The organism is Sphingobium sp. B11D3D, assembly GCF_025961755.1.
Taxonomy (GTDB): Bacteria; Pseudomonadota; Alphaproteobacteria; order Sphingomonadales; family Sphingomonadaceae; genus Sphingobium.
In genome coordinates this window covers 2061894-2083657 of the sequence record NZ_JAOQOG010000001.1, presented here as the reverse complement: position 1 = coordinate 2083657, position 21764 = coordinate 2061894, and the positions used below count along the sequence as shown (strand labels likewise).

General features: G+C 65.1%; 17 protein-coding genes. 13 read left to right on the top strand and 4 right to left on the bottom strand.

What is annotated here, in order from left to right; translation table 11 throughout:
* Positions 1 to 38 precede the first annotated feature (38 nt).
* Entirely contained in the window at positions 39 to 1991 is a 1953-nt protein-coding gene (locus M2334_RS09795) for a lytic transglycosylase domain-containing protein (protein ID WP_264605313.1), read from the bottom strand.
* A 147-nt stretch (positions 1992 to 2138) separates the two neighbouring features.
* Between M2334_RS09795 and dapA the strand changes: the two genes are divergently transcribed.
* The 9 genes from dapA (at position 2139) to M2334_RS09750 (ending at position 14556) form a co-directional block, all read left to right on the top strand.
* On the top strand, positions 2139 to 3017 hold the full coding sequence (gene dapA / locus M2334_RS09790; RefSeq protein ID WP_181559441.1) for a 4-hydroxy-tetrahydrodipicolinate synthase: 879 nt from the start codon (positions 2139 to 2141) through the stop codon (positions 3015 to 3017).
* Positions 3018 to 3063: 46 nt separating this feature from the next.
* Positions 3064 to 3546: an SsrA-binding protein SmpB gene (smpB, locus tag M2334_RS09785; protein WP_264570111.1), complete on the top strand. Its 483-nt coding sequence runs from the start codon at positions 3064 to 3066 to the stop codon at positions 3544 to 3546.
* Positions 3546 to 4154: a DUF2062 domain-containing protein gene (locus tag M2334_RS09780; protein ID WP_264605312.1), complete on the top strand. Its 609-nt coding sequence runs from the start codon at positions 3546 to 3548 to the stop codon at positions 4152 to 4154. Before smpB ends, M2334_RS09780 begins: the two co-directional genes overlap by 1 nt.
* A gap of 68 nt (positions 4155 to 4222) precedes the next feature.
* On the top strand, positions 4223 to 6592 hold the full coding sequence (locus M2334_RS09775; protein WP_264606068.1) for a response regulator: 2370 nt from the start codon (positions 4223 to 4225) through the stop codon (positions 6590 to 6592).
* 107 nt (positions 6593 to 6699) lie between these two features.
* Positions 6700 to 7881 (top strand): HlyD family efflux transporter periplasmic adaptor subunit, encoded by a 1182-nt coding sequence (locus tag M2334_RS09770; protein WP_181559444.1) that lies wholly within the window; start codon positions 6700 to 6702, stop codon positions 7879 to 7881.
* A 5-nt stretch (positions 7882 to 7886) separates the two neighbouring features.
* Positions 7887 to 10061 carry a glycosyltransferase gene (locus M2334_RS09765; RefSeq protein ID WP_264605311.1) on the top strand — a complete coding sequence of 725 codons (2175 nt, stop codon included), beginning with the start codon at positions 7887 to 7889 and terminating at the stop codon, positions 10059 to 10061.
* A 109-nt stretch (positions 10062 to 10170) separates the two neighbouring features.
* Positions 10171 to 11250: a recombinase RecA gene (gene recA, locus M2334_RS09760; protein WP_181559446.1), complete on the top strand. Its 1080-nt coding sequence runs from the start codon at positions 10171 to 10173 to the stop codon at positions 11248 to 11250.
* A gap of 188 nt (positions 11251 to 11438) precedes the next feature.
* Complete coding sequence (gene alaS / locus M2334_RS09755; protein WP_264605310.1) at positions 11439 to 14093, top strand: alanine--tRNA ligase; 2655 nt, start codon at positions 11439 to 11441, stop codon at positions 14091 to 14093.
* A gap of 64 nt (positions 14094 to 14157) precedes the next feature.
* Positions 14158 to 14556, top strand: a complete 399-nt coding sequence (locus M2334_RS09750; protein ID WP_264605309.1) for a cupin domain-containing protein — start codon at positions 14158 to 14160, stop codon at positions 14554 to 14556.
* A gap of 13 nt (positions 14557 to 14569) precedes the next feature.
* Here the strand turns inward: M2334_RS09750 and M2334_RS09745 are convergent, their stop codons facing one another.
* Positions 14570 to 16354: a cation:proton antiporter gene (locus M2334_RS09745; RefSeq protein WP_264587070.1), complete on the bottom strand. Its 1785-nt coding sequence runs from the start codon at positions 16352 to 16354 to the stop codon at positions 14570 to 14572.
* 113 nt (positions 16355 to 16467) lie between these two features.
* Positions 16468 to 17688 (bottom strand): NADP-dependent isocitrate dehydrogenase, encoded by a 1221-nt coding sequence (locus tag M2334_RS09740; protein ID WP_264570116.1) that lies wholly within the window; start codon positions 17686 to 17688, stop codon positions 16468 to 16470.
* Positions 17689 to 17896: 208 nt separating this feature from the next.
* Between M2334_RS09740 and M2334_RS09735 the strand changes: the two genes are divergently transcribed.
* Positions 17897 to 18643, top strand: a complete 747-nt coding sequence (locus tag M2334_RS09735; protein WP_264605308.1) for a phosphatidylserine decarboxylase — start codon at positions 17897 to 17899, stop codon at positions 18641 to 18643.
* Between the two features lie 58 nt (positions 18644 to 18701).
* A complete protein-coding gene (locus M2334_RS09730; RefSeq protein ID WP_264605307.1) occupies positions 18702 to 19484 on the top strand; it encodes a CDP-alcohol phosphatidyltransferase family protein in 783 nt (260 codons plus the stop codon).
* Here the strand turns inward: M2334_RS09730 and M2334_RS09725 are convergent.
* A complete protein-coding gene (locus M2334_RS09725; RefSeq protein WP_181559453.1) occupies positions 19444 to 19671 on the bottom strand; it encodes a hypothetical protein in 228 nt (75 codons plus the stop codon). The two genes, M2334_RS09730 and M2334_RS09725, sit on opposite strands and share 41 nt — an antisense overlap.
* 210 nt (positions 19672 to 19881) lie before the next feature.
* Here M2334_RS09725 and rpsB point away from each other — a divergent pair, with 210 nt between their 5' ends.
* On the top strand, positions 19882 to 20640 hold the full coding sequence (gene rpsB / locus M2334_RS09720) for a 30S ribosomal protein S2 (RefSeq protein ID WP_181559454.1): 759 nt from the start codon (positions 19882 to 19884) through the stop codon (positions 20638 to 20640).
* Positions 20641 to 20754: 114 nt separating this feature from the next.
* Entirely contained in the window at positions 20755 to 21681 is a 927-nt protein-coding gene (gene tsf / locus M2334_RS09715; RefSeq protein WP_264570120.1) for a translation elongation factor Ts, read from the top strand.
* The last annotated feature ends 83 nt before the right edge of the window (positions 21682 to 21764 follow it).

Sequence of the window (21764 nt, the reverse complement as noted above, 5' to 3'; positions counted from 1 at the left end):
TGGGTCGAAAGGTCGGATTAGCTGGATGCGGACGGTCCTCAGCCGGGCAGGGACTTGCCCAGGAACCGGCTGAGCGGCGCCAAGTCAGCGGTGCTCTGCACGGGGCTCAGCATGTCATAGATCACCGCATTCTCCAGCACGCGCTGCACATAATTGCGCGTTTCGAAAATGGGAATGTCCTCGATCCACTGGACCATGTCCACGCCGGGCAGGCGCGGGTCGCCGTTGGATTGCAGCCAGCGGTTCACCCGGCCCATGCCGCCATTATAGGCGGCGATGGCGAGCGGGTAGCTGCCGTTGTAATAGCGCAGCAGCTGCTGGAAATAGGCACTGCCGAGCTGCACGTTATAGTTCGGGTCGTAGAGCGAGCTCTGGTTGAAGCTCATGCCGATCTTACCCGCGACTTCTCGCGCCGTGGAGGGCAGCAGCTGCATCAGTCCATGCGCATTGGCGTGGGACACGATGGCCCGGTCGAACTGGCTTTCCTGCCGGGTGATCGCGTGAATCATCGTCCAGTTGGAGCGGTCGCTCAGCGGCACGTTCATGCGGGGGAAGCTGTAGTCGGGCGCGGCGCTCAGGCCATTGCGGCCGGCGCTGCGTGCGGCCATGACGCCCAAATCCGGGCGGCCGAGGACTTGCGCCAGTTCGCCGGCAAGCGCCAGCTCCGTGTCCGTCTGCGCATTGTCAGCAATGGCGCGGATGAACAGCGACTGGTCGCGGGTCTGCCCGTTGCGGCCGAGCAGGCTGGCGGCGCGCACCACCGGTCGCGCCATGAATGCGGCCCGCTCGCTGGCGCTGGGGCGCACGGCACTGGCGAGCGCATCGGGATTGACGCGGCGTTTGAGACGCTCGAGCGCGAGCTGGCCATAATATTGATCGGGATAGCTGCCGGCCTTCTCGAAATGCGCAGTCGCCTGCGCCTGCCGGCCAGCAGCCAGCGCGGCGCGTCCGGCCCAATAATGGCCCTTGGAGCTGGTCTGGCCCGATTTGGCGCCATTGGCATAGCGGTCGAACATCGCTTCGGCGTCGGCGGGGCGGTTCAGCTTGTTGAGCGCGATCATGCCCGCCAGCCATGTGAGGCTGGTATAATCATCGCGCACGCCCAGCGATTGCGCACTGATGTCTGTCCCACGGGGGAAGGCATCATCGACCTTGGAAGCAATGGCAAAGGCGGTACTGAACTGATTATCATTGTTCGCCGCACGGGCTTGCGCCAGCAGCACCTCATACCATTTTTCCGGGTCGGTCGGGCGCTGCATCAGCGCCGTGCGGTTGCCGAGCAGGCCGCGGGCCGCAGCAAGGTCGCCATTGTCGGTCAGCCAGCGCGCCTTGTCGGCCAGATAGCCGGCGTCCATCATCCCGACCGGATCGGCCGGACCCATGAGGGCCGCAGCATTGGGCGATTTGCGCTGGAAGGCGATCCGCGCCGCGACCACCGCCTGACGGGTCACCGGCACGGAGGCGAGCAGGCGTTCGGCGATGTCTGGCCGGCGCTGCCACAACGCTGAATCCGCGCGCTGCAAATGGTCCTCCGGCGTGAGGGTGGACGCGAACTGCATCCGCAGCCGGTCCTCCCATTTGGCGTCCATGGCGCCAGACGCCCAGGCGTCCCGCGCCATTTTCTGCGCCTCGCTCTGCTTGCCCATCCGCGCCAGTGTCAGCGCATGAATGGCCTTGGCCTGAGCGGAGCGTGCCGGATATTTCGCGAAGAAGGCGAGAATGACCGACGGCTCGTTGACGTCCGCATCCACCCGGCGCTCGGCATAGGAGCGCAGCTTGGATTCCTCGGGCCAGCCGGGATTGGCGAGCAGGAAGTTGGCGTAGACCGAGAAATCGTGGCTGTCGCTGGAGGCAATGCGGCGCCAGTTCTCAATCGCATCGCGGGTGCGCGCTTCGTCATTGGCACCAGCGGCAAGGCGCTCCTGAACGGCCTGCCAGGTGACGGTCGGCGTGCTTTGCGAGGACGAAGCGGTCGTCGCTGCCGAGGCCATGGCCGCAACAAGAACGACAGCAGATAAGCGAAGGTCTTTTCCCATGGGAAGCATTATGGCAGAGCCTCGATGATCGAACGGTGAACGGGCGCGTGCATTTGCCCCACTATGCCTGTCCGAGCGCGCGCTTTGAAGGAGTTTTTTCATATGTTTTCCGGCTCGATTCCGGCGCTGATCACCCCGTTTCGCAATGATCGGCTGGATGAGGACGCTTTCCGCAGCTTTGTGGACTGGCAAATCGAGGAGGGATCGAGCGCCCTCGTGCCGTGCGGAACGACCGGTGAGAGCGCCACGATGACCATCGAGGAGCATAATCGCGTCGTGCGGATCTGCGTCGAGCAGGCGGCCGGGCGGGTGCCGGTGATTGCCGGCGCTGGCTCCAACGATACCCGGATCGCGCTGGAACATATGTTCGCCGCGCAGGCCGCCGGTGCCGATGCCGCGCTGGTCGTCGCGCCCTATTACAACAAGCCGAGCCAGGAGGGGTTGTACCAGCATTTCGCCTATCTGGCCTCGCGCTGCGATCTGCCCATCGTGCTCTACAATATTCCGGGCCGCTCCATCGTGGATATCGGCGTGCCGGTGCTGCACCGGCTGGTCGAGGAATTTCCGAGCATCGTGGGCCTTAAGGATGCGACCGGGAATATCGGCCGCGTGACCGCCCAGCGCCTCGCCTGCGGGGCGGACTGGTGCCAGCTTTCCGGCAATGACGAAACGGCGCTGGCGTTCAACGCCATGGGTGGCCGGGGCTGCATCTCAGTCACGGCCAACGTCGCGCCGCGTTTGTGCGCCGATTTCCAGAATGCCTGCCTTGAGGATCGCTGGAAGGATGCGCTGGCGCTGCAGGACCGGCTCTACCCACTTCACGATGCGCTCTTCACCGATTCTTCACCGGGGCCCATCAAATATGCGCTTTCGCGGGTACGACCGGAGATGCCCTGCGAGCTGCGGCTGCCGATAACATGGCCATCAGGTGCCTCGCGTGCGACGGTAGACCGCGCTCTTGAGATCGCGGGGCTGGTTTAGGCCGGTCACATCGCCTAAATCTGGCGCTCATTACAGAAAGATTCCAATGGCTCGCCCGCGCCCTGCGACATTCAACAAGGTCAAGACCGTGGCCGAGAACCGGCGCGCCCGTTTCGATTACGCGATTGAGGACGTTTACGAAGCGGGCATCATGCTGCGCGGGACCGAGGTCAAATCGCTGCGCTTTGGCGATGGCTCGATCACCGAGAGCTATGCCGAGGTGAAAGACGACGAGATCTGGCTGATCAACAGCAACATCCCCGAGTTCAGCCACGGCAACCGCTTCAATCATGAGCCCAAGCGCCCCCGCAAGCTGCTGCTGCGCGAGCGGGAGATCGCCAAGCTGCACGGCGCCGTCGCCCGGCAGGGCATGACGCTGGTGCCGTTGAGCGTCTATTTCAACGAGCGCGGCAAGGCCAAGGTCGAGCTGGCGCTGGCCAAGGGCAAGAACGTCCGCGACAAGCGCGAGACCGCCAAGGAGCGCGACTGGAAGCGCGAGCAGGGCCGCATCATGCGGGAGCGGGGCTGATGCCCAAGCGCCGGCTGATCAAGGCGTTTCGCGCGTCCATGCCCAGCCGGGAGAGCCTGGCGGAAAACCGGTTCGTCAAGCCGGTGGCGCATCGCGTGCTGGCCCCCGAGCTGTGGCGCTTCACCCGCAGGTCCGTGCCGCGTGGCGTGGCCCTGGGTTTGCTCGTCGGCATCTTCCTGCTGATCCCCGGGCTGCAGATTGCCGGCGCGGCGCTGCTGGCGCTGCCATTCCGCGCGAATGTGCCGCTGGCCGCCGCGATGACCTTCCTGTCCAATCCCGCGACGACGCCCTTCATCCTCGCCGCATCCTATTATGTCGGCGCGACCATGTTGGGGCGCTCCGGCGATGTCAGTCAGGTGATGGCACTTATTCATCACGAGGCCGGGTTGGCGGAATGGACGGCTTGGCTGCTGTCCTCGACGGCGCCGGTGCTGCTGTTCGGCCTTTTCGTCGTGTCGGTCGTCTCGGCCGCAATCGGCTATTTCGTCTCCTCCTGGCTGTGGAAGAGCCGCATCGGGCGGAAATGGCGCGGGCGTCAGGCGGGCCGATCCGACATCGCTGAGACCGGAGGCGACGGAATTTTGCCGCTGGGAGGGCAGACTTCGTGAGCGATGGGGGAGCGAATGCGCGCAATGGCGATTTGCTCAATCTGACGGCAAATCAACCGCGCTTCCCCATGCTGCTGCTCGTCGCTCTGGTCGCGCTGCTGGCGGGCGCGCCGCTGTTATGGCTGTTTGGCGATCCTGCCGTGGGCGCCGCGTTCGGGGCGTCCGTGCTCGCGGTGTCAGCGCTGCTCTGGGTGACGCAGCGCAGCCTCGCGCCGGTCGTGCCGGCTACGCCTGCAGACCCGGACTGGACGCTGATCCGCGCGGCGGCAAATGCAGCCGGCTGCGCCATCGCCCTGACCGACCGGATGGGCCGCATGGTGTGCGCTAACGATCATTATGGCGACTGGTTCGGTGGCTATCCCGCGCCTGCCGAGATCGACATTTCCCCGAGCGATCTGAACCGCGTGGCGCAAGCGGGGCAGGCGGCCTGGCGCGAGGGGGAAATCACCCTGCGCGGCATTTTGCGCGGCAGCCTCCATCTCGATCTGCAGGTCACGCGCACGGGCCGGGCGGATGACTATCTGCTGTGGCGGTTCGAGAGTGTCCAGCAGGCCAGCATTGTCGATGATTTCGGCCGCATCATGGCTGGCGAGGCGGGCGAGCGCCTGTCCGATTCCGGCGTGATGTGCGTGATGATCGGTGGGGAAGGGCGCATCCGTGCGGCCAATCCCGCCTTCATCCTGCGCGCGACCGGCCGCGCCGACAGCATCATCGAAGGTCGCGACTTCGCCGGCTATATGCGCGTGGACGCCGAGGGCCGCATTTTCTTCGCGCAGGAAGAAAAGCAGGCGGTGCCCATCCGCATGATCCAGGTGCCGCTGCGCCCGGATGACCCCTCCGGCCAGATCGTGCTGGTCATGGTGGATGAGAGCGTCTCGGCGGTGGAGGGCATTTCCAGCCTCGCTTATGTCGAAGCCCTGCTCTCGCTGCTGCCCTTCGGCCTCGGCATGGCCGACCGGGAAGGGCGGCTGCTGTTCTTCAACAAGGCTTTCGGTCGCGCTGCCGGCATCCCTCCCGGCGAAAAGCCGAGCTATCCGGGCGATATCGTGGTGGTGGAGGATCGCGCCGCCGTGGCCGACACCATCCGCCGCTTTGCCAATGGCCCGCAAATGTCCGGCGATATGCAGGTCGGCCTGCTCGGTGCGCCGGACGAGCCGGTGTCCCTGAGCCTTGCCGGGGTGAGGGGGCTGGGCGAGGCCGCCGTGCTGCTGAGCCTCAAGGACAATAGCGAGGAATCGCGCCTCAAGCGTCAGGTCGCCCAGCAGACCAAGATGCAGGCGGTCGGCCAGCTTGCCGGCGGCGTGGCGCATGATTTCAACAATATCCTGACCGCGATCATCGGCCATTGTGATCTGATGTTGATGCGCCACACGCCCGGCGATAGCGACTATGACGACATCCAGCAGGTCAAGGCCAATTCCAACCGCGCAGCCTCGCTGACGCGCCAGCTTCTCGCCTTCTCGCGCCAGCAGACTTTGCGTCCGCAAGTGCTGCAATTGCCCGATGTCGTGTCCGAGGTCTCCAGCCTGCTCAAGCGGCTGCTCGGCGAGAATATCCGGCTGGAGGTCTTCCACGGCCGCAATCTCGGCCATGTTCGTGCCGACCCCGGCCAGCTCGAGCAGGTCATCGTTAATCTGGTGGTGAACGCGCGCGATGCGATGCCGGAGGGCGGCACGGTGACCGTCCGCACCTTCCCCGTCTCTGCCGCCGATGTGCGCGAGATGAAGAACGAGATCATGCCCATCGGCGACTATACGGGCCTCAGCATCTCGGACACCGGCACCGGCATCCCGCCCGAGGTGCTGGGCAAGATTTTCGAGCCCTTCTTCACCACGAAGTCGGTCGGCAAGGGCACCGGGCTCGGGCTCTCGACCGTCTACGGCATCGTCAAGCAGTCCAACGGGTTCATCTTCTCCGATTCGACCGTGGGGCAGGGCACAACGTTCAACATCTATCTGCCGGTGCACGCGGTCGCTTCGGAAGGCATGTCTTCCCCCGTGGCCCCGCGCAAGGCGGCGGTCAGCGAGACATGGGGCACCGGCACCATCCTGCTGGTCGAGGATGAGGACATGGTGCGCAACGTCGCTGAGCGTGCGCTGGCCCGGCAGGGTTACACGGTCGTCACCGCGTCCGATGGCGAGCAGGGTCTGGCGCGGCTTGCCGAAGCCGAGCGGATCGATCTGCTGATTTCCGACGTGGTGATGCCGGGGATGGATGGCCCGACCATGGTCCGCCATGTCCGGGAGAGCCATCCCGCTATCCCGGTGCTGTTCATGTCCGGCTATGCCGAGGAGCAGCTTCGCAAGTCCATCGACATCGAGAATGTGGCTTTCCTGCCCAAGCCCTTCTCGGTCTCCCAACTCGCCGAGGCCGCGCGCGATGTGCTGGCGAGCGCCCGCCAGGGCGATCCGCAGGATGATGCGACCGCCCGCGCATAACACGGCCCAGCCGTGCTTCGGCTAACGATATCGTAACCACGCCACTGCTAGTCCCGCTCGGTGGGCGCCGGGCAGACGCCCGGTATCTTTCAGGGGTGGTGGTATTCATGAGTCGCGTTGAAACGATCCTGCGGGCGCGCAGCACGCGCATTGCGCTGGCGGTAGCCTTGCTGAGTACGGGCGCCATTGGCTTTGCGCCTTATGTGTTCAACGATGTGTCGACGCAGGCGGCGGTGAACGCGCCGATCATCCGCCTGACCGCGGCGGCTGACGGAACAGTGGCGGCGCTGCCCGCCGATGGCCAGTATTTCATGAAGCCGACGCCCGTGCATCTGCTCGATCTCTCGCAGGACACCGGCGAGGTCGCGGAACTCAAGGCCCGGGCCGAAATTGCCCTCGCGCAGATCGATCTCGCCAAGCGCCAGCTCGGGGAGCTGACCGCGCAGGAGGTCCGGCTGGGGCGCCGTGCCACGGTGTTCTCCAACGCCACGACGGCGCGCCTATCCGAGGATCAATCTGCCGCTGGCGCTGCTTTGTCCGGTTGCCAGGCCGAGCGGACGGAGCTTCGCGCGAGCTTGGCCCGCGCCCGCCAGCTCTCCGAGCAGGGCTTCATGTCTGCCTCTGGCGTGGAAAAGGCCAGCGCCTTGCTCGCCGCCAAGGACAGCGAGTGCAGCGGCCTTGGGGCCAAGATCCAGTCCATCGGCATTGCCCGCAACGCCGCGCGCGCCGGGGTGTTTCTGGGCGACAGCTATAATGATGCGCCCTATGCCGTGCAGCAGGCCGATCGCGTGGTGCTCCAGCGCCAGACCATCGAGAAGATGCTCACCGACGCCAATGCCGAATATACCCAAACTCAGCTCCGGTTGAAGGATGCGCAGGCCCGCGCCAATTATGTGGCCCCGGCTGGCACGCTGGTCTGGGCGACCACCGCCAGTTCCGGCACCTCCATTCGAGCCGGTGAGCCGGTTGTCGATCTGGTCGATTGCCGCCGACGCTTCGTGCAGGTGGCCTTGCCCGAGCGCAAGGCGGAGGTGATCCACGCCGGCTCGCCCGCGAACATCCGCATGATTGGCGCGAGCGAGTGGATGAAGGGCCGGGTCATCGCGATCACCGGCGCCGCCGGTCGCCGGCAGGAAGGCCTGCTCGCCGCATCGACCTATTCCCTGCCGGAAGCGCGCGAGATCATCGTCGATGTTGCGCTGCCCGAGCAGGTGCCGGCCAAGGCCGATGCCGCGCGCAAATGCGATGTGGGGCGTCTGGCCGAGGTGCGGTTCAGCCGCAGCCTCTAAGCCCTATGACCGACGTCGCTTTCACGGCGCCCTGGGCCTCGCTGGCGCTGGTGCTGGGCGCCTTCGTCATATTTGGCGGGCTATGGCCGTCGCGCGTTGGCATCGTGGCGACGATTGCCGCGGCTATCGTCAATTATCTGCACTGGCGGATTTTCTATACGATCCCCTGGGGCGGCAGCTTCAGCGAGCTTTGGTGGCCGGTCTCCTGCCTGATCGTGGAGGTGCTGGCGCTGTTCGACGCCGGCATTCTTCTGGCGATTCTCTCGCGCCCGACGGACCGCTCGGCTGAAGCCGATGCGGGGGAAGCCCGCCTGCGGGCTTTATGGGCGGAGAACGCCGATCTTCTGCCCCCCGTGGACGTGTTCATCGCGACCTATAATGAACCGCGCGAGGTGCTAGAGAAGACGATTCTCGGCTGCCTCGCGATGGATTGGCCGGAGGCGCGCGTCTGGGTGCTGGATGACGGGCGGCGTCCCTGGGTGCAGGATATGTGCCTCGCCAAGGGCGCCGGGTACATCACCCGGCCTGACAACAAGGGCGCCAAGGCTGGCAATATCAACCATGGCCTCACCCAGACGAATGCGCCGTTCGTCGCCGTGTTCGATGCCGACTTCGTGCCTCAGCGCGATTTCCTCATCCGTACCATGGGCTTTTTCGAGAATGAGAAGATCGGAATCGTCCAGATTCCGCACAGCTTCTACAATCACGATCCCATGCAGACCAATCTTGGCCTGCAGCAGGCTATGCCGGATGATCAACGCTTCTTCTTCGAGGCGATCATGCCGGGCCGCGATGGCTGGGATGCCTCCTTCTGCTGCGGCTCCAACTCGGTGACGCGCCGGGCGATCTTCGACGAGATCGGCGGCGGCCTGCCCGAGGGCTCGATCACCGAGGATATGCTGCTGACCCTCGCCAGCCTGCGCAAGGGGTACATCACGCGCTATCTCAACGAGCCGCTGGCTTATGGCCTCGCGCCGGAGAGCACCGCTGCCTTCTTCGTCCAGCGCCAGCGCTGGGCGCAGGGCGCGATCCAGATTCTCTATCTCAACCATGGCCCGCTGGGGGGCACGCTGAAGCTCCGCTATCGGCTGCTGTTCCTTCCCTCCGCGTGGGTGACGCAGGGCCTGCAATCGGTCTTCACAATCCTCGCGCCGATTCTGTTCGCGCTGTTCAATCTGGCGCCGATGGTCGGAGTCGATTTGCCGGGCATTATCTTCTTCCTTCTGCCGATGATCGTCGCGCTGCTCGGTGGCATCAGCATGCTGGCCCCGGGCCGCTATTATCCGCTCGCGGCGCAGATCCTGTCCGTTTTCCAGACCTTCCGCATCCTGCCTGCCGCGCTCAAGACGCTGATCGCGCCGAAGGGGCTGACCTTCAAGGTGACGCCCAAGGGCTCCGGCTCCAAGGGCGGCAAGCGCGGGCCGGGCGATTATGTGCTGTTCGCGTCGCTCACCCTCATGGCGGCGAGTCTGGCCAGCCTCGCCATCAACATGCTGCCCGATTATCGCATTGTCACGCAGGATGGCCTGCTGCCGGTCGTGGCCTTCTGGCTGGCGTTCAACATGGTGATGCTGCTGCTGGTGGCGATGATGTGCCTAGAGAAGCCGCGCGTGCGGGGCGAGGAGCGCTTCGACCTGCGCCAGACGGTGACGCTGATCGGCGATAACGGACAGATGCTCAGCGCCTCGAGGGGGGATATCTCCATCTCGGGCATCGGCCTGCATCTCGATGCACCGAGCGGCTTCGCGGTGGGTGAAAGGGTGCAGATCGTGCTGCCGGATGTCGGGATATTGCGCGGCGAGGTGCGCTATTCGGCGCGCCGGATCGGCATCCTGTTCGACTTTCATTCCGAGGAAATCCGCGACCGGCTGATCGTCTCGCTGTTCACCAATGGTATGAACGTAAATGCGCAACGCCCCTCTGCGCTGGCCGTGGCCGGCGCGATCGTTCGGCGGCTCTGGTCGGCGGATCTCAGCATCCGCGCCCAGGCCGCATCCGCGCCGGAAGCTCCGGAGGTGCCGGTCGAGAAGCTCAGCGCCGCAACGCGCTGCATCGCGCCCGGCAAGCGTCCGGACTTGCGCAGTCCGGCGCTGCTGACGGCGGAGGAGGGGGTTCCCCTCGCCGCTGCCAAGGTTGCGGTCGTGCCGGTCTCGGCGGCAAGTCCGCGCCGGGTCGCCTGACCTGCGATCCCTAAATTTCGTTCCCCTCTTGTTCCATAAGAACAAATAGGATACATGCCCCTTGTGACTTTCGGTTCACGAGGATTTGACTTCCATGGGGAGCAGGCACATGACGGCGAGCTTGAAGCTTATCGACGGCGAGAAGAACGTGGGAACCATGGAACGGCAGAAAGCACTCGAAGCAGCACTGGCGCAGATCGATCGCGCCTTCGGCAAGGGCTCGGCGATGAAGCTGGGCTCCAAGGAGGCGATGCAGGTCGAGGCGATTTCCACCGGCAGTCTGGGCCTTGATATCGCGCTCGGCGTCGGCGGCCTGCCGCGCGGTCGCGTGATCGAGGTCTATGGCCCGGAAAGCTCGGGCAAGACCACGCTGGCGCTCCATGTGATCGCCGAGGCGCAGAAGACGGGCGGCACGGCGGCCTTTATCGACGCCGAACATGCACTCGATCCGGTCTATGCCCGCAAGCTGGGAGTGAACATCGATGAATTGATCGTCTCGCAGCCGGATACCGGCGAGCAGGCCCTGGAGATCACCGACACGCTGGTGCGCTCCAACGCCATCGATGTGCTGGTCGTCGATTCGGTCGCGGCGCTGGTGCCCCGCGCCGAGATCGAGGGTGAGATGGGCGATAGCCATGTCGGCCTGCAGGCGCGGCTCATGTCGCAATCGCTGCGCAAGCTGACCGGCTCGATCAGCCGCTCGCGCTGCATGGTGATCTTCATCAACCAGCTGCGCATGAAGATCGGCGTGATGTACGGCAATCCGGAGACGACCACGGGCGGCAATGCCCTGAAGTTCTACGCCTCTGTTCGTCTCGACATTCGCCGGACCGGCCAGATCAAGGATCGTGACGATATCGTCGGCAACGCTACGCGCGTGAAGGTGGTCAAGAACAAGGTCGCGCCGCCGTTCAAGCAGGTCGAGTTCGACATCATGTATGGCGAAGGCATTTCCAAGGTCGGCGAGATTCTGGACCTGGGCGTCAAGGCCGGTGTGGTCGAGAAGTCGGGCGCGTGGTTCTCCTATGATTCCGTGCGGATCGGGCAGGGACGTGAGAACGCCAAGAACTTCCTGCGCGAAAATCCCGAGATGATGGACAAGCTGGAGCGCACCATCCGCGCGCGCACCGAGGCTGTGGCCGAGGGCATGATGACCGGGCCGGACAGTGACGAGGCAAGCGAGGATTGATCTTTTCGGGGACCTGATCGTGCACAAGCGCGGTCAGGTCGTCGTCTGCGGTGGGGTCGCATGAGTAGCGCGCTGCGTAGTTCAAGCGATCATGAAGCTGCGCTTGCGACTGACGATCGGATTTTGGTCGCGATTTTCCGTTCACTCACCGCTTGTCGGCGGCTGCGGCTTCCCCTAATCGCTCGTCCATGACGTCGACCAACGATATCCGCCGCGCGTTCCTCGATTATTTCGGGGCCAATGGTCATGAGATCGTGCCTTCCGCGCCGCTCGTGCCCAATAACGATCCCACGCTCATGTTCGTGAACGCCGGCATGGTGCCGTTCAAGAATGTGTTCACGGGACTTGAGAGCCGCCCCTACAAGACGGCGACCTCGTCTCAGAAATGCGTGCGGGCGGGCGGCAAGCACAACGATCTCGATAATGTCGGCTACACCGCGCGGCACCTCACCTTCTTCGAGATGCTCGGCAATTTCTCGTTCGGCGATTATTTCAAGGAACGCGCCATCGAGTTGGCGTGGACGTTCGTCACGCGCGAACTCGGCCTGCCCAAGGACCGGCTGCTGGTCACGGTCTATCACACCGATGACGAGGCTTTTGGTTACTGGAAGAAGATCGGCCTGCCGGACGAGCGCATCATCCGCATCGCGACCAAAGACAATTTCTGGTCGATGGGCGATGATGGCCCATGCGGCCCCTGTTCCGAGATCTTCTACGATCATGGTCCGGATGTGCCCGGTGGGCCTCCGGGTTCGCCCGATGAGGATGGCGATCGGTTCGTCGAGATCTGGAATCTCGTCTTCATGCAGTTCGAGCAGCTGGGCGGCGAAATCGTCGGCGATCTGCCGCGTCCCTCCATCGACACCGGCATGGGCCTCGAACGCGCGGCCACGGTTATCCAGGGCGTCCACAGCGTCTTCGATACCGACCAGTTCCGGGCGCTGATCGATCTGTCCGCCGCGCTGACCAAGACGTCGGCAAAAGGCGAGCAGGCCGCCAGCCACCGCGTCATCGCCGACCATCTGCGTTCGGCGGGCTTCCTGATTGCCGATGGCGTGCTGCCGGCCAATGAGGGGCGCGGCTATGTGCTGCGGCGGATCATGCGCCGCGCCATGCGTCATGCGCATCTGCTCGGTGCCGCCGAGCCGCTGATGCACCGCCTGGTTGGCGGCCTGAGCGCGGAAATGGGCGCGGCTTTCCCCGAATTGATCCGCGCGCAGCCGCTGATCGAGGAAACGCTGCTGCGCGAGGAAACCCGCTTCCGGCAGACGCTCGACAAGGGTCTCAAGCTGCTGGACGAAGCCGTGGCCGGTCTGCCGACGGGCGCGACGCTGCCCGGCGACACGGCGTTCAAGCTCTATGACACCTACGGCTTCCCTTACGATCTGACCGAAGACGCGCTGCGCGCCCAGGGCCTCACCGTCGACCGCTCCGGGTTCGATGCGGCCATGGCGGCTCAGAAGGCCGCCGCGCGCGCCGCTTGGAAAGGCTCTGGCCAGAAGGCATCGGAAGACGTCTGGTTCGATATTGCCGAGAGCGAGGGATCGACCGAGTTTACCGGTTATCTGAGCGAAGCGGGTGAGGGTCGCGTGGTCGCGCTGGTCAAGGATGGTGCTCGCGTCGAGCAGGCGCAGGCCGGCGAGAGCGTGACCATCGTCACCAATCAGACGCCCTTTTATGGGGAGAGCGGCGGCCAGGCAGGCGATACCGGTCGGATCAGCAAGTCAGATGGGCTGTCGGCAACCGTCTCGGACACCGCCAAGCCCCTGGGCCGTCTTCACGCCCATCAGGCGAGCATTGAGGCCGGGCGAATCGCGATTGGCGATATCGTCCATATGGAGGTCGATGCCGCCCGCCGCGCGCGCGTGCGCGCCAATCACAGCGCCACGCACCTGTTGCACGCCGCGCTCCGCAAGACGCTCGGCCCGCATGTGACCCAGAAGGGCAGCCTCGTCGCGGAAGACCGGCTGCGTTTCGACTTCTCGCATCCCGAGGCGCTCACCCCGGCGCAGATCGCGCGGGTCGAGGCCGATGTGAATGCGCAGATTCGCGGCAATGCCGAGGTCAGCACGCGCCTCATGTCGCCGGACGACGCGATTGCCGCTGGCGCCATGGCGCTGTTCGGCGAGAAATATGGCGACGAAGTGCGCGTGCTCTCCATGGGCACGGGCGACGAGGGCACCTATTCGGTCGAGCTGTGCGGCGGCACCCATGTGCGCGCGCTGGGCGACATCGCGCTGTTCAAGATCGTCGGCGAAAGCGCGGTTGCCAGTGGTGTCCGCCGGATCGAGGCGCTGACCGGGGAAGCCGCCCGCCTGTGGCTCACGCAGCGCGACGAGCAATTGCGCGCCATCGCCACGACCTTGCGGACGACGCCCGAGGACACGACGACCCGCGTGGCCGCGCTGGCCGAACAGAGCCGCAAGCTGGAGCGCGAGTTGGCGGAGGCCAAGAAGGCGCTCGCGCTGGCTGGCGCATCGGGCGGCGGCGCTTCGGCTGAGGCTGCGCCCGAGATCGTCAATGGCTACAAGGTGCTCGCCCAGCAGTTCGATGGACTCGACCCCAAGGGACTGCGCGGTCTGGTGGATGACGCCAAGGGCCGGCTTGCCAGCGGCATCGCCGTCGTCATCGCGGTGAATGACGGGCGCGCGAGCATCGCGGCCGGCGTGACCGACGATCTGACCGGCACGTTCAGCGCTGTCGATCTGGTCCGGCTCGGCGTGGCTGCGCTGGGCGGGCAGGGTGGCGGCGGTCGCCCGGATATGGCGCAGGGTGGCGGTCCGGACGGTTCGGCTGCACCGGCGGCGATCGAGGCGATCAAGGCGCGCATCGCGCAGGGCTAACGGGGCGCTGAACGGGGGAGGGCAGACCTCTCGGTCCGGCCGGCTCCTGTGTGGGAGACGATCCATGACGCCGAAGTCGCTCAGCATCTATCCCATCCACCTCGCGCGGGGCGGTAAGGCCGTGGCACAGCCGGCCATGACCTCCGATCCGGCATGGTATGCCGCCTATGATGCCCGCCATGGCGGAGATGGCGCAGATGGCCGCTTGGTCAGCGCCTATCGTTTCAGCAGCAATTGGTCGATGTGGGAGCGGCATCCGCTCGGCGACGAAATCGTCTATTGCATCGCCGGCGCCGTGACGCTGCGGCAGCGCGGCGAGGATGGGACGGAAACCCATGTTGCGCTCTCCGCCGGTGACTATGCGATCAACCCCGCCAATGTCTGGCACACGGCGGATGCGGCCGGAGAGGTGGAACTGCTGTTCATCACCCCGGGGAGCGGAACCGAGCACGAGCCGCGCTAGCGGCGACTTGCGCTCAGGCGGGGCCGTTCGCTTCCCCCAGTCGCCGACTCCGCAGCCGCGGCGCGACGTCGAGTTCCGCCGCCGCCTTGATCTCATTCTGCAGGTCTTCGCGCTTTTGGTGCACGGACGCGATCACGGGCCCCATGGGCAGGCCGAGGTCCACCAGCGCGGTCTCGGCCAGGTGCAGTGAGCTTTCCAGCGTCTCGGGCACCGCGTCGCTTGCGCCGGCCCGATAGAGTTGCGCGGCGTGGGTGGTGTCCCGCGCCCGCACGATGATTGGCAGATCGTCCAGCCAGCCCCGCACGCGATTGGTGACGCGCATCGCCAGCACCGGGTCGTCCATGGTGATGATGAGCGCCTGCGCGCGCCCGAGTCTCAGGCGATCGAGCGTGTCCGGGCGCGACACATCGCCGAACTGGACGGTGTAGCCCTCCGCCCGGGCCTGCGCGACGATATCGATGTCGTTCTCCACTGCCACATAGGGCACCTCATGCACCCGCAGGAGATCAGCGACGGTGCGGCCGACGCGGCCGAAGCCGAGGATGATGGCGGCGCGCGCATTGTCGTCGGTCTCGTTGGTGTCCGGCTCCAGCGCATCCCGTTCGACCCGCCGGGCCATGCGATGCCCGAATTTGGCGAGGATGGGGGTGAGGGTGAGGCCGATGGCGGTGGCCATTTGCCAGAACGCCGCCGTGCCGGGGCTGATGAGATTGGCCGTCACGGCGCTCGCCAGCACGATGAGTGTCGTTTCCGAGGGGCTGCCCATCAGGATGCCGGTTTCCAGCGCCACCCCACGCCGCGCGCCCGCAAGCCGCAGCAGCAGGCTGGTCACCGCCACCTTCGCGAGAACCACGCCGGTGATCGCGAGCAGCAACCCATCCCATTGCGCGACCAGAGCCACGGGATCGATCGCCATGCCCACGGTGATCAGGAAGACGCCCAGCGCCAGGCCCTTGAACGGCTCGGTCATGCCCTCGACCTGGCCGTGATAGTCGGTTTCGGCAATCAGAATGCCCGCGACCAGCGCGCCGACGATGGGCGAGAGGCCCGCAGCGGTGGTGAGCAGGCTGGAGACCATTACGACGAGCAGGCTTGCCGCCAGAAAGACCTCGGGCCGCTTGGCGCGCGCCGCCTGTGCGAAGAGGCGGGGGAGCATGAAGCGCCCGCCGATCAGCAAGGCGAGGACGGCGAGACCGCCGGTCAGCAGGACGGTAGCAAGATTTTCCCAACCATCGTCCGCGACATTGGGGGCCATGGCACCAAGCGCGAAGACGATCGGTACGAGCGCCAGATCCTCGAAGAGCAACATGCCGAACGCGGATTTGCCAACCGCCGAGTGCGTGCCGGCGATCGGCATGACGAGCGCCGTTGACGAGAGGGAGAGGGCAAGACCCAGGCCGATGGCGGCATACAGGCTGCTGCCCAGCAGCAGCATCCCGCCGCCGATCAGCGTGGCGCTGCCGAGCAGTTCCGCCGCACCGATGCCGAAGACGAATTTGCGCATCGACCACAAGCGTTTGAACGACAGTTCCAGGCCGATGGAGAAAAGCAGCATGACGATGCCGAGTTCGGCAAAGGCGGTGATCGCCGATTCCCGCGAAATCGTCACATGGGCGAGCGCCGGATAGGCGCTGACGAACCGGCCGAGACCAAAGGGGCCCACCAGCAGGCCGACGAGGATGAAGCCGATGATCGGGCTGATGCGGAAGCGTGCGAAGGCAGGGATCACGAGGCCTGCCGCGCCGAGAATGACCAGCGCCTCGTTGAACGTCTGGCTGCCGAACGTGCCGTGGATCATCGGATCAGTCCGCTCGGACGAGTGGGCGGGAGGCCAGGGTGCGGGCGTGCCGCAGGGAGGGAGGAGGGCGCTTCGAGCGTGGTTGACCCCATCGAAGCGCCCCCTTCAGGTCTTTAGGACCAGTTGCTCATTTCAGCTTCGAGGTTCCGGCGGATCGCCTCGAAGAACTGCTCGGTGGTCATCCAGGCCTGATTCGGGCCGATGAGGATCGCGAGATCCTTGGTCATCTCGCCATTTTCCACCGTCTGCACGCAGACGCGCTCCAGCGTCTCGGCAAAGCGGACGACGTCCGGCGTCTCGTCGAACTTGCCGCGGAACTTGAGGCCACCGGTCCACGCGAAGATCGAGGCGATCGGATTGGTGGAGGTCGCCTTGCCCTGCTGGTGCTGGCGATAGTGACGGGTCACGGTGCCATGCGCGGCTTCGGCCTCGACCGTCTTGCCGTCGGGCGACATGAGGACGGAGGTCATCAGGCCGAGCGAGCCGAAGCCCTGCGCCACGGTGTCCGACTGGACGTCGCCGTCATAATTCTTGCACGCCCATACGAACTTGCCGCTCCACTTGAGTGCGGCCGCGACCATGTCGTCGATCAGGCGGTGCTGATATTCGATGCCAGCAGCCGCGTACTTGTCCTTGAATTCACGGTCGAAAACGTCCTGGAACAGATCCTTGAAGCGACCGTCATAGGCCTTGATGATCGTGTTCTTGGTGGAGAGGTACAGCGGCCACTTGCGGTCGAGCGCATAGTTCATGGATGCGCGGGCGAAATCGATGATCGACTGGTCAAGATTGTACATCGACATGGCTACGCCCGAGCCGGGGAACTGGAAGACTTCGCGGTCAATCACCTTGCCATCGTCGCCTTCGAACACCAGACGCAGCTTGCCGGGGCCGGGCACGAGGAAGTCGGTGGCGCGATACTGATCGCCAAAGGCATGACGGCCGATCACGATCGGGTCGGTCCAGCCCGGCACCAGGCGGGGCACGTTCTTGATGACGATTGGCTCGCGGAACACGACGCCGCCCAGAATGTTGCGGATCGTGCCGTTCGGCGACTTCCACATCTGCTTGAGGTTGAACTCCTCGACGCGCGCCTCATCCGGCGTGATCGTGGCGCACTTCACGCCGACGCCGTACTTCTTGATTGCCTCGGCGGAATCGATGGTGATCTGGTCGTTGGTGCGGTCACGCTCTTCGACGCTCAGATCATAATAGTGAAGGTCGACGTCGACATAAGGCTTGATGAGCCGCTCGCGGATCCATTCCCAGATGATCCGGGTCATCTCATCGCCGTCGATCTCGACGATCGGATTTTTCACCTTGATCTTGCTCATGCGTGCCATGTTCCCTGTTCGATGTCGCTGGGGCCGCCGCGACCGCGCGCGGCAGGGCCTTTCAGCATGCCTCTAGGGAAGGTCGCGGCGATGATCAACTGCCCTGGCCATGCATGAGAGGCTGATGTCGGGCGATTTATGCCGCGTGGCAGGCCTGTTTGGGCCGGCGGGGATTGTGCCGGGCGGCGGCTCACCCTAAACAGAGCCCATGACAACAGAATTTTCGGGCACGCAGCCGGTCGCGCCTTCACGGACAAGCGTCAAGTGGAGTTTCCCATCGGTTCACCCGGAGGGGCGGCGCTTTGGGGCGATTGCCGCTGCGATTACCCTCATTTTCGCCTTGATGGGCTGGTCGATCCTGGCCTGGCTGATGGTTGGCGTGACGCTCTGGGTGTTCGCGTTCTTCCGTGATCCCGTCCGCGCCGTGCCGCAGGACGAGCGCGCGATCATCGCGCCGGCGGATGGCCTGGTGACCCTGATCCAGGTCGTTCCGCCCCCGCCGGAGATGCTCGGACCAGACAAGCTTGGAACCGAACCCATGACACGGGTTTCTATCTTCATGAGCGTGTTCGACGTCCACATCAATCGCACCCCGATCAGCGGCACCATCAAGGATGTTGTCTATATCAGCGGCAAATTCGTCAATGCGGACCTGGACAAGGCCAGCGAGGACAATGAGCGCCAGCATATTCTGGTCGAGCGTAGCGATGGCGTGCGGGTGGGCTTCACGCAGATCGCAGGGCTGGTCGCGCGGCGGATCGTTCCGTTCGTCAAGCGCGGCGATATCGTCGCGGCAGGCCAGCGCGTCGGGTTGATCCGCTTTGGCAGCCGCGTGGACGTGTATCTCCCTGCCGGTACGGCGCCGCAGGTGGCGCTGGGCACGCATACGGTGGCCGGCGAAACGATCCTTGCGCATCTGGGCGAGAATCAGTCCGCTACGGCTGTGCTACAATGAGGCCTCGCTCGCTCGGCGCACCCATTTGCGGACCCGCGCCTGTGTCGGATTTGATATAATGGCGCGACCGCGTCCCATCGCCCGGATGAGCCGCGGCATCACGCTGCGTCAGGTCGCACCGAACGCCATTACGGCGATGGCGCTCTGCTTTGGTCTCACCGCCATTCGCTATGGCATTTCCGGTGAATGGCAGCTTGCCGTCGCGGCGATCATCTTTGCCGGCGTGCTCGATGGGGTCGACGGACGTGTCGCGCGCCTGCTGCGGGCGGACAGTCGCTTCGGCGCGGAACTCGATTCGCTCTCGGATGCGATTGCTTTTGGCGTCTCGCCGGCACTGCTCGTCTATCTCTGGTCTTTGCAATCCATGCCGCGCTTTGGCTGGATCGTCGCATTGGTGCTGGCGCTCAGCTGCGCGTTGCGCCTCGCGCGCTTCAATGCCAGCCTCGATGTGATCGATCAGCCGCGCAAGGCTGCGGGCTTTCTCACCGGCGTGCCTGCTCCGGCCGGCGCCGGCATCGCCCTGTTGCCGCTCTATGCATGGTTCATCACCGGACTGGACGTGTTCCGCGACTGGCGGCTTGTCGCCCCGTGGATCGTCATCTCGGCGTTCCTGATGATCTCCAGCCTGCCGACGCTGGGCTGGAAAGGACTGCGCGTACCGCCGGCCTGGCGCCTGTTCGCCATTCTACTCGCCGGCATCTTTGCCGCGAGCCTGATGGTTGCGCCGTGGCACGCTTTGCTTCTGCTGTCGCTGGCATACATCGCGCTGCTGCCGGTCGGGCTGGTCAGCTACGCTCGGTTCAAGCGGCGGCTCGTGGCGGCATCGCTATCGCAAGGCTGAGGCCTGTCGCGGCGACGGGCTGTGCAGTGTGCCGCTGGCCGGCCCGCTCGGGCGTCCAACCTTCCAGATCCAGCGTCCGCAGGGCGCGCATCATCGCGCCATGGCGCAGGCGCAGTTCATGGACCATGATCGTCGCCGCCAAAGTCGCCGCAACCGCAAACAAGGCACATCCCAGAATATAGAACATCGTCGTCCCTTTCCTGTGTCCACAGCATCGCCATGGCTTCATGTTCACCATTTGTTCTTCTTCTCGCCGCCTGTCAAGCATGATGTGCAGGCTTGTGCTCCTGTCGGGCTTGGTCTAAGGGCGCGCGTCTAACCCACATGGGATTCGCCACATACCGGTGCCGCTTCGCGGTCACTGAATCCCAGAGGCTCAACCGGAAGGAGATATATTATGGCGGCACCCGTCGTCACCCTGCACCAATTGATCGAGGCCGGCGCGCACTTCGGCCACCAGACGCACCGCTGGAATCCCCGCATGAAGCCGTATATCTTCGGCGAGCGGAACGGCATCCACATTCTCGATCTCTCGCAGACCGTTCCCCTCTTCGCCCGCGCGCTGGACTTCGTGTCCGCGACGGTCGCCGCTGGCGGCAAGGTGCTGTTCGTCGGCACCAAGCGCCAGGCGCAGGAGCCGATTGCCGAGGCTGCCCGTCGTTCGGGTCAGCACTTCGTCAATCACCGCTGGCTGGGCGGCATGCTCACCAACTGGAAGACCATTTCCGGCTCGATCAAGCGTCTCAAGACGCTTGAGGAGAAGCTGTCGGGTGACACCCACGGCCTCACCAAGAAGGAAGTGCTCCAGATGACGCGCGAGCGCGACAAGCTCGAGCTGTCGCTCGGCGGCATCCGCGACATGGGCGGCATTCCGGACGTGATGTTCGTCATCGACGTCAACAAGGAAGAGCTGGCGATCAAGGAAGCCAACACGCTGGGTATCCCGGTGGTCGCGGTTCTCGACTCGAACGTCGATCCGTCGGGCATCGCCTTCCCGGTTCCGGCCAATGACGACGCCAGCCGCGCCATCCGCCTCTATTGCGAGGCTCTGGCCCAGGCTGCGACCCGCGGCAACCAGAACGCCGCCGCGGCATCCGGCATGGACCTTGGCGCCATGGACGAGCCGCCGGCTGAGGAAGCGCTCGCGCAGGCCTGATCGGCGCCGTCAAACGCACGCAACAATGTGCGGGCAGGGCGCCGGATCGGGAACGATCCTGGCGCCCGCCTGACATCTGGCAACATTGAATTCGAGATTTGAGGAACAAGAGACATGGCAGAGATTACCGCAGCCGCCGTCAAGGAACTGCGCGAGCGCTCGGGCGCTGGCATGATGGACTGCAAGAAGGCGCTTGCCGAAACCAATGGTGACGTGGAAGCCGCAGTCGACTGGCTGCGCGCCAAGGGCCTTGCCGCCGCGCAGAAGAAGTCGAGCCGCACCGCAGCCGAGGGCCTCGTGGTCGTGGCTGTCGATGGCACGCGCGGCGTTGCCGTCGAAGTGAACAGCGAGACGGACTTCGTCGCCAAGAACGATCAGTTCCAGGGCTTCGTCCGCACGGCGGGCGACGTGGCGCTCAAGAACGCCATCGGCGATGCCGAGGCCCTGCTGGCCGCGCCCCACCCGGCCGGCGGCACGATCAACGATGCGCTGGTGACCAATGTTGCCACCATCGGCGAGAACCAGCAGCTGCGTCGCGTGAAGGCGGTGTCGGTCGACCAAGGTCTGGTCATCGATTACATGCACAACGCCGTGGCGCCCTCGCTCGGCAAGATCGGTGTGCTCGTCGCGCTGGAGAGCCCGGCCGGTGCCGACGTGCTCGCCCCGCTCGGCAAGCAGATCGCCATGCACATCGCGGCGGCTTTCCCGGTCGCGCTCAAGGCTGAGGACATTCCGTCCGAGATCCTCGACCGCGAGCGCAAGATCGCGGCGGAGAAGGCTGCCGAGTCGGGCAAGCCCGCCGACATCGTCGCCAAGATGGTCGACGGCGCCGTGGCGAAGTTCGCCAAGGAGCAGGCGCTGCTCTCGCAGATCTTCGTGATGGACAACAAGACGCCGATAGCGGACGTCGTGGCCAAGGCCGCGAAGGATGCGGGCACGACCATCGTCCTCAAGGACTATGTGCGCTTCCAGCTCGGCGAAGGCATCGAGAAGGAAGAGAAGGATTTCGCGGCGGAAGTCGCGGCCGCCGTCGGCGCCTGATCCTTTCCTTCATTTATTACGCACCGGGCGCGCTCGGTGCTTGGCATGGCGGCGCGGGCTTACTAAGGTCCGCGCCGCTCCCG

Coding starts and splice junctions, on each gene's coding strand:
- M2334_RS09725 (WP_181559453.1), bottom strand. CDS start 19,671: ATGTTCTATATTCTGGGATGTGCCTTGTTTGCGGTTGCGGCGACTTTG.
- M2334_RS09770 (WP_181559444.1), top strand. CDS start 6,700: ATGAGTCGCGTTGAAACGATCCTGCGGGCGCGCAGCACGCGCATTGCG.
- rpsB (WP_181559454.1), top strand. CDS start 19,882: ATGGCGGCACCCGTCGTCACCCTGCACCAATTGATCGAGGCCGGCGCG.
- M2334_RS09740 (WP_264570116.1), bottom strand. CDS start 17,688: ATGAGCAAGATCAAGGTGAAAAATCCGATCGTCGAGATCGACGGCGAT.
- M2334_RS09795 (WP_264605313.1), bottom strand. CDS start 1,991: ATGGCCTCGGCAGCGACGACCGCTTCGTCCTCGCAAAGCACGCCGACC.
- recA (WP_181559446.1), top strand. CDS start 10,171: ATGACGGCGAGCTTGAAGCTTATCGACGGCGAGAAGAACGTGGGAACC.
- M2334_RS09775 (WP_264606068.1), top strand. CDS start 4,223: ATGCTGCTGCTCGTCGCTCTGGTCGCGCTGCTGGCGGGCGCGCCGCTG.
- M2334_RS09750 (WP_264605309.1), top strand. CDS start 14,158: ATGACGCCGAAGTCGCTCAGCATCTATCCCATCCACCTCGCGCGGGGC.
- tsf (WP_264570120.1), top strand. CDS start 20,755: ATGGCAGAGATTACCGCAGCCGCCGTCAAGGAACTGCGCGAGCGCTCG.
- alaS (WP_264605310.1), top strand. CDS start 11,439: ATGACGTCGACCAACGATATCCGCCGCGCGTTCCTCGATTATTTCGGG.
- M2334_RS09765 (WP_264605311.1), top strand. CDS start 7,887: ATGACCGACGTCGCTTTCACGGCGCCCTGGGCCTCGCTGGCGCTGGTG.
- M2334_RS09735 (WP_264605308.1), top strand. CDS start 17,897: ATGACAACAGAATTTTCGGGCACGCAGCCGGTCGCGCCTTCACGGACA.
- M2334_RS09780 (WP_264605312.1), top strand. CDS start 3,546: ATGCCCAAGCGCCGGCTGATCAAGGCGTTTCGCGCGTCCATGCCCAGC.
- dapA (WP_181559441.1), top strand. CDS start 2,139: ATGTTTTCCGGCTCGATTCCGGCGCTGATCACCCCGTTTCGCAATGAT.
- M2334_RS09745 (WP_264587070.1), bottom strand. CDS start 16,354: ATGATCCACGGCACGTTCGGCAGCCAGACGTTCAACGAGGCGCTGGTC.
- smpB (WP_264570111.1), top strand. CDS start 3,064: ATGGCTCGCCCGCGCCCTGCGACATTCAACAAGGTCAAGACCGTGGCC.
- M2334_RS09730 (WP_264605307.1), top strand. CDS start 18,702: ATGGCGCGACCGCGTCCCATCGCCCGGATGAGCCGCGGCATCACGCTG.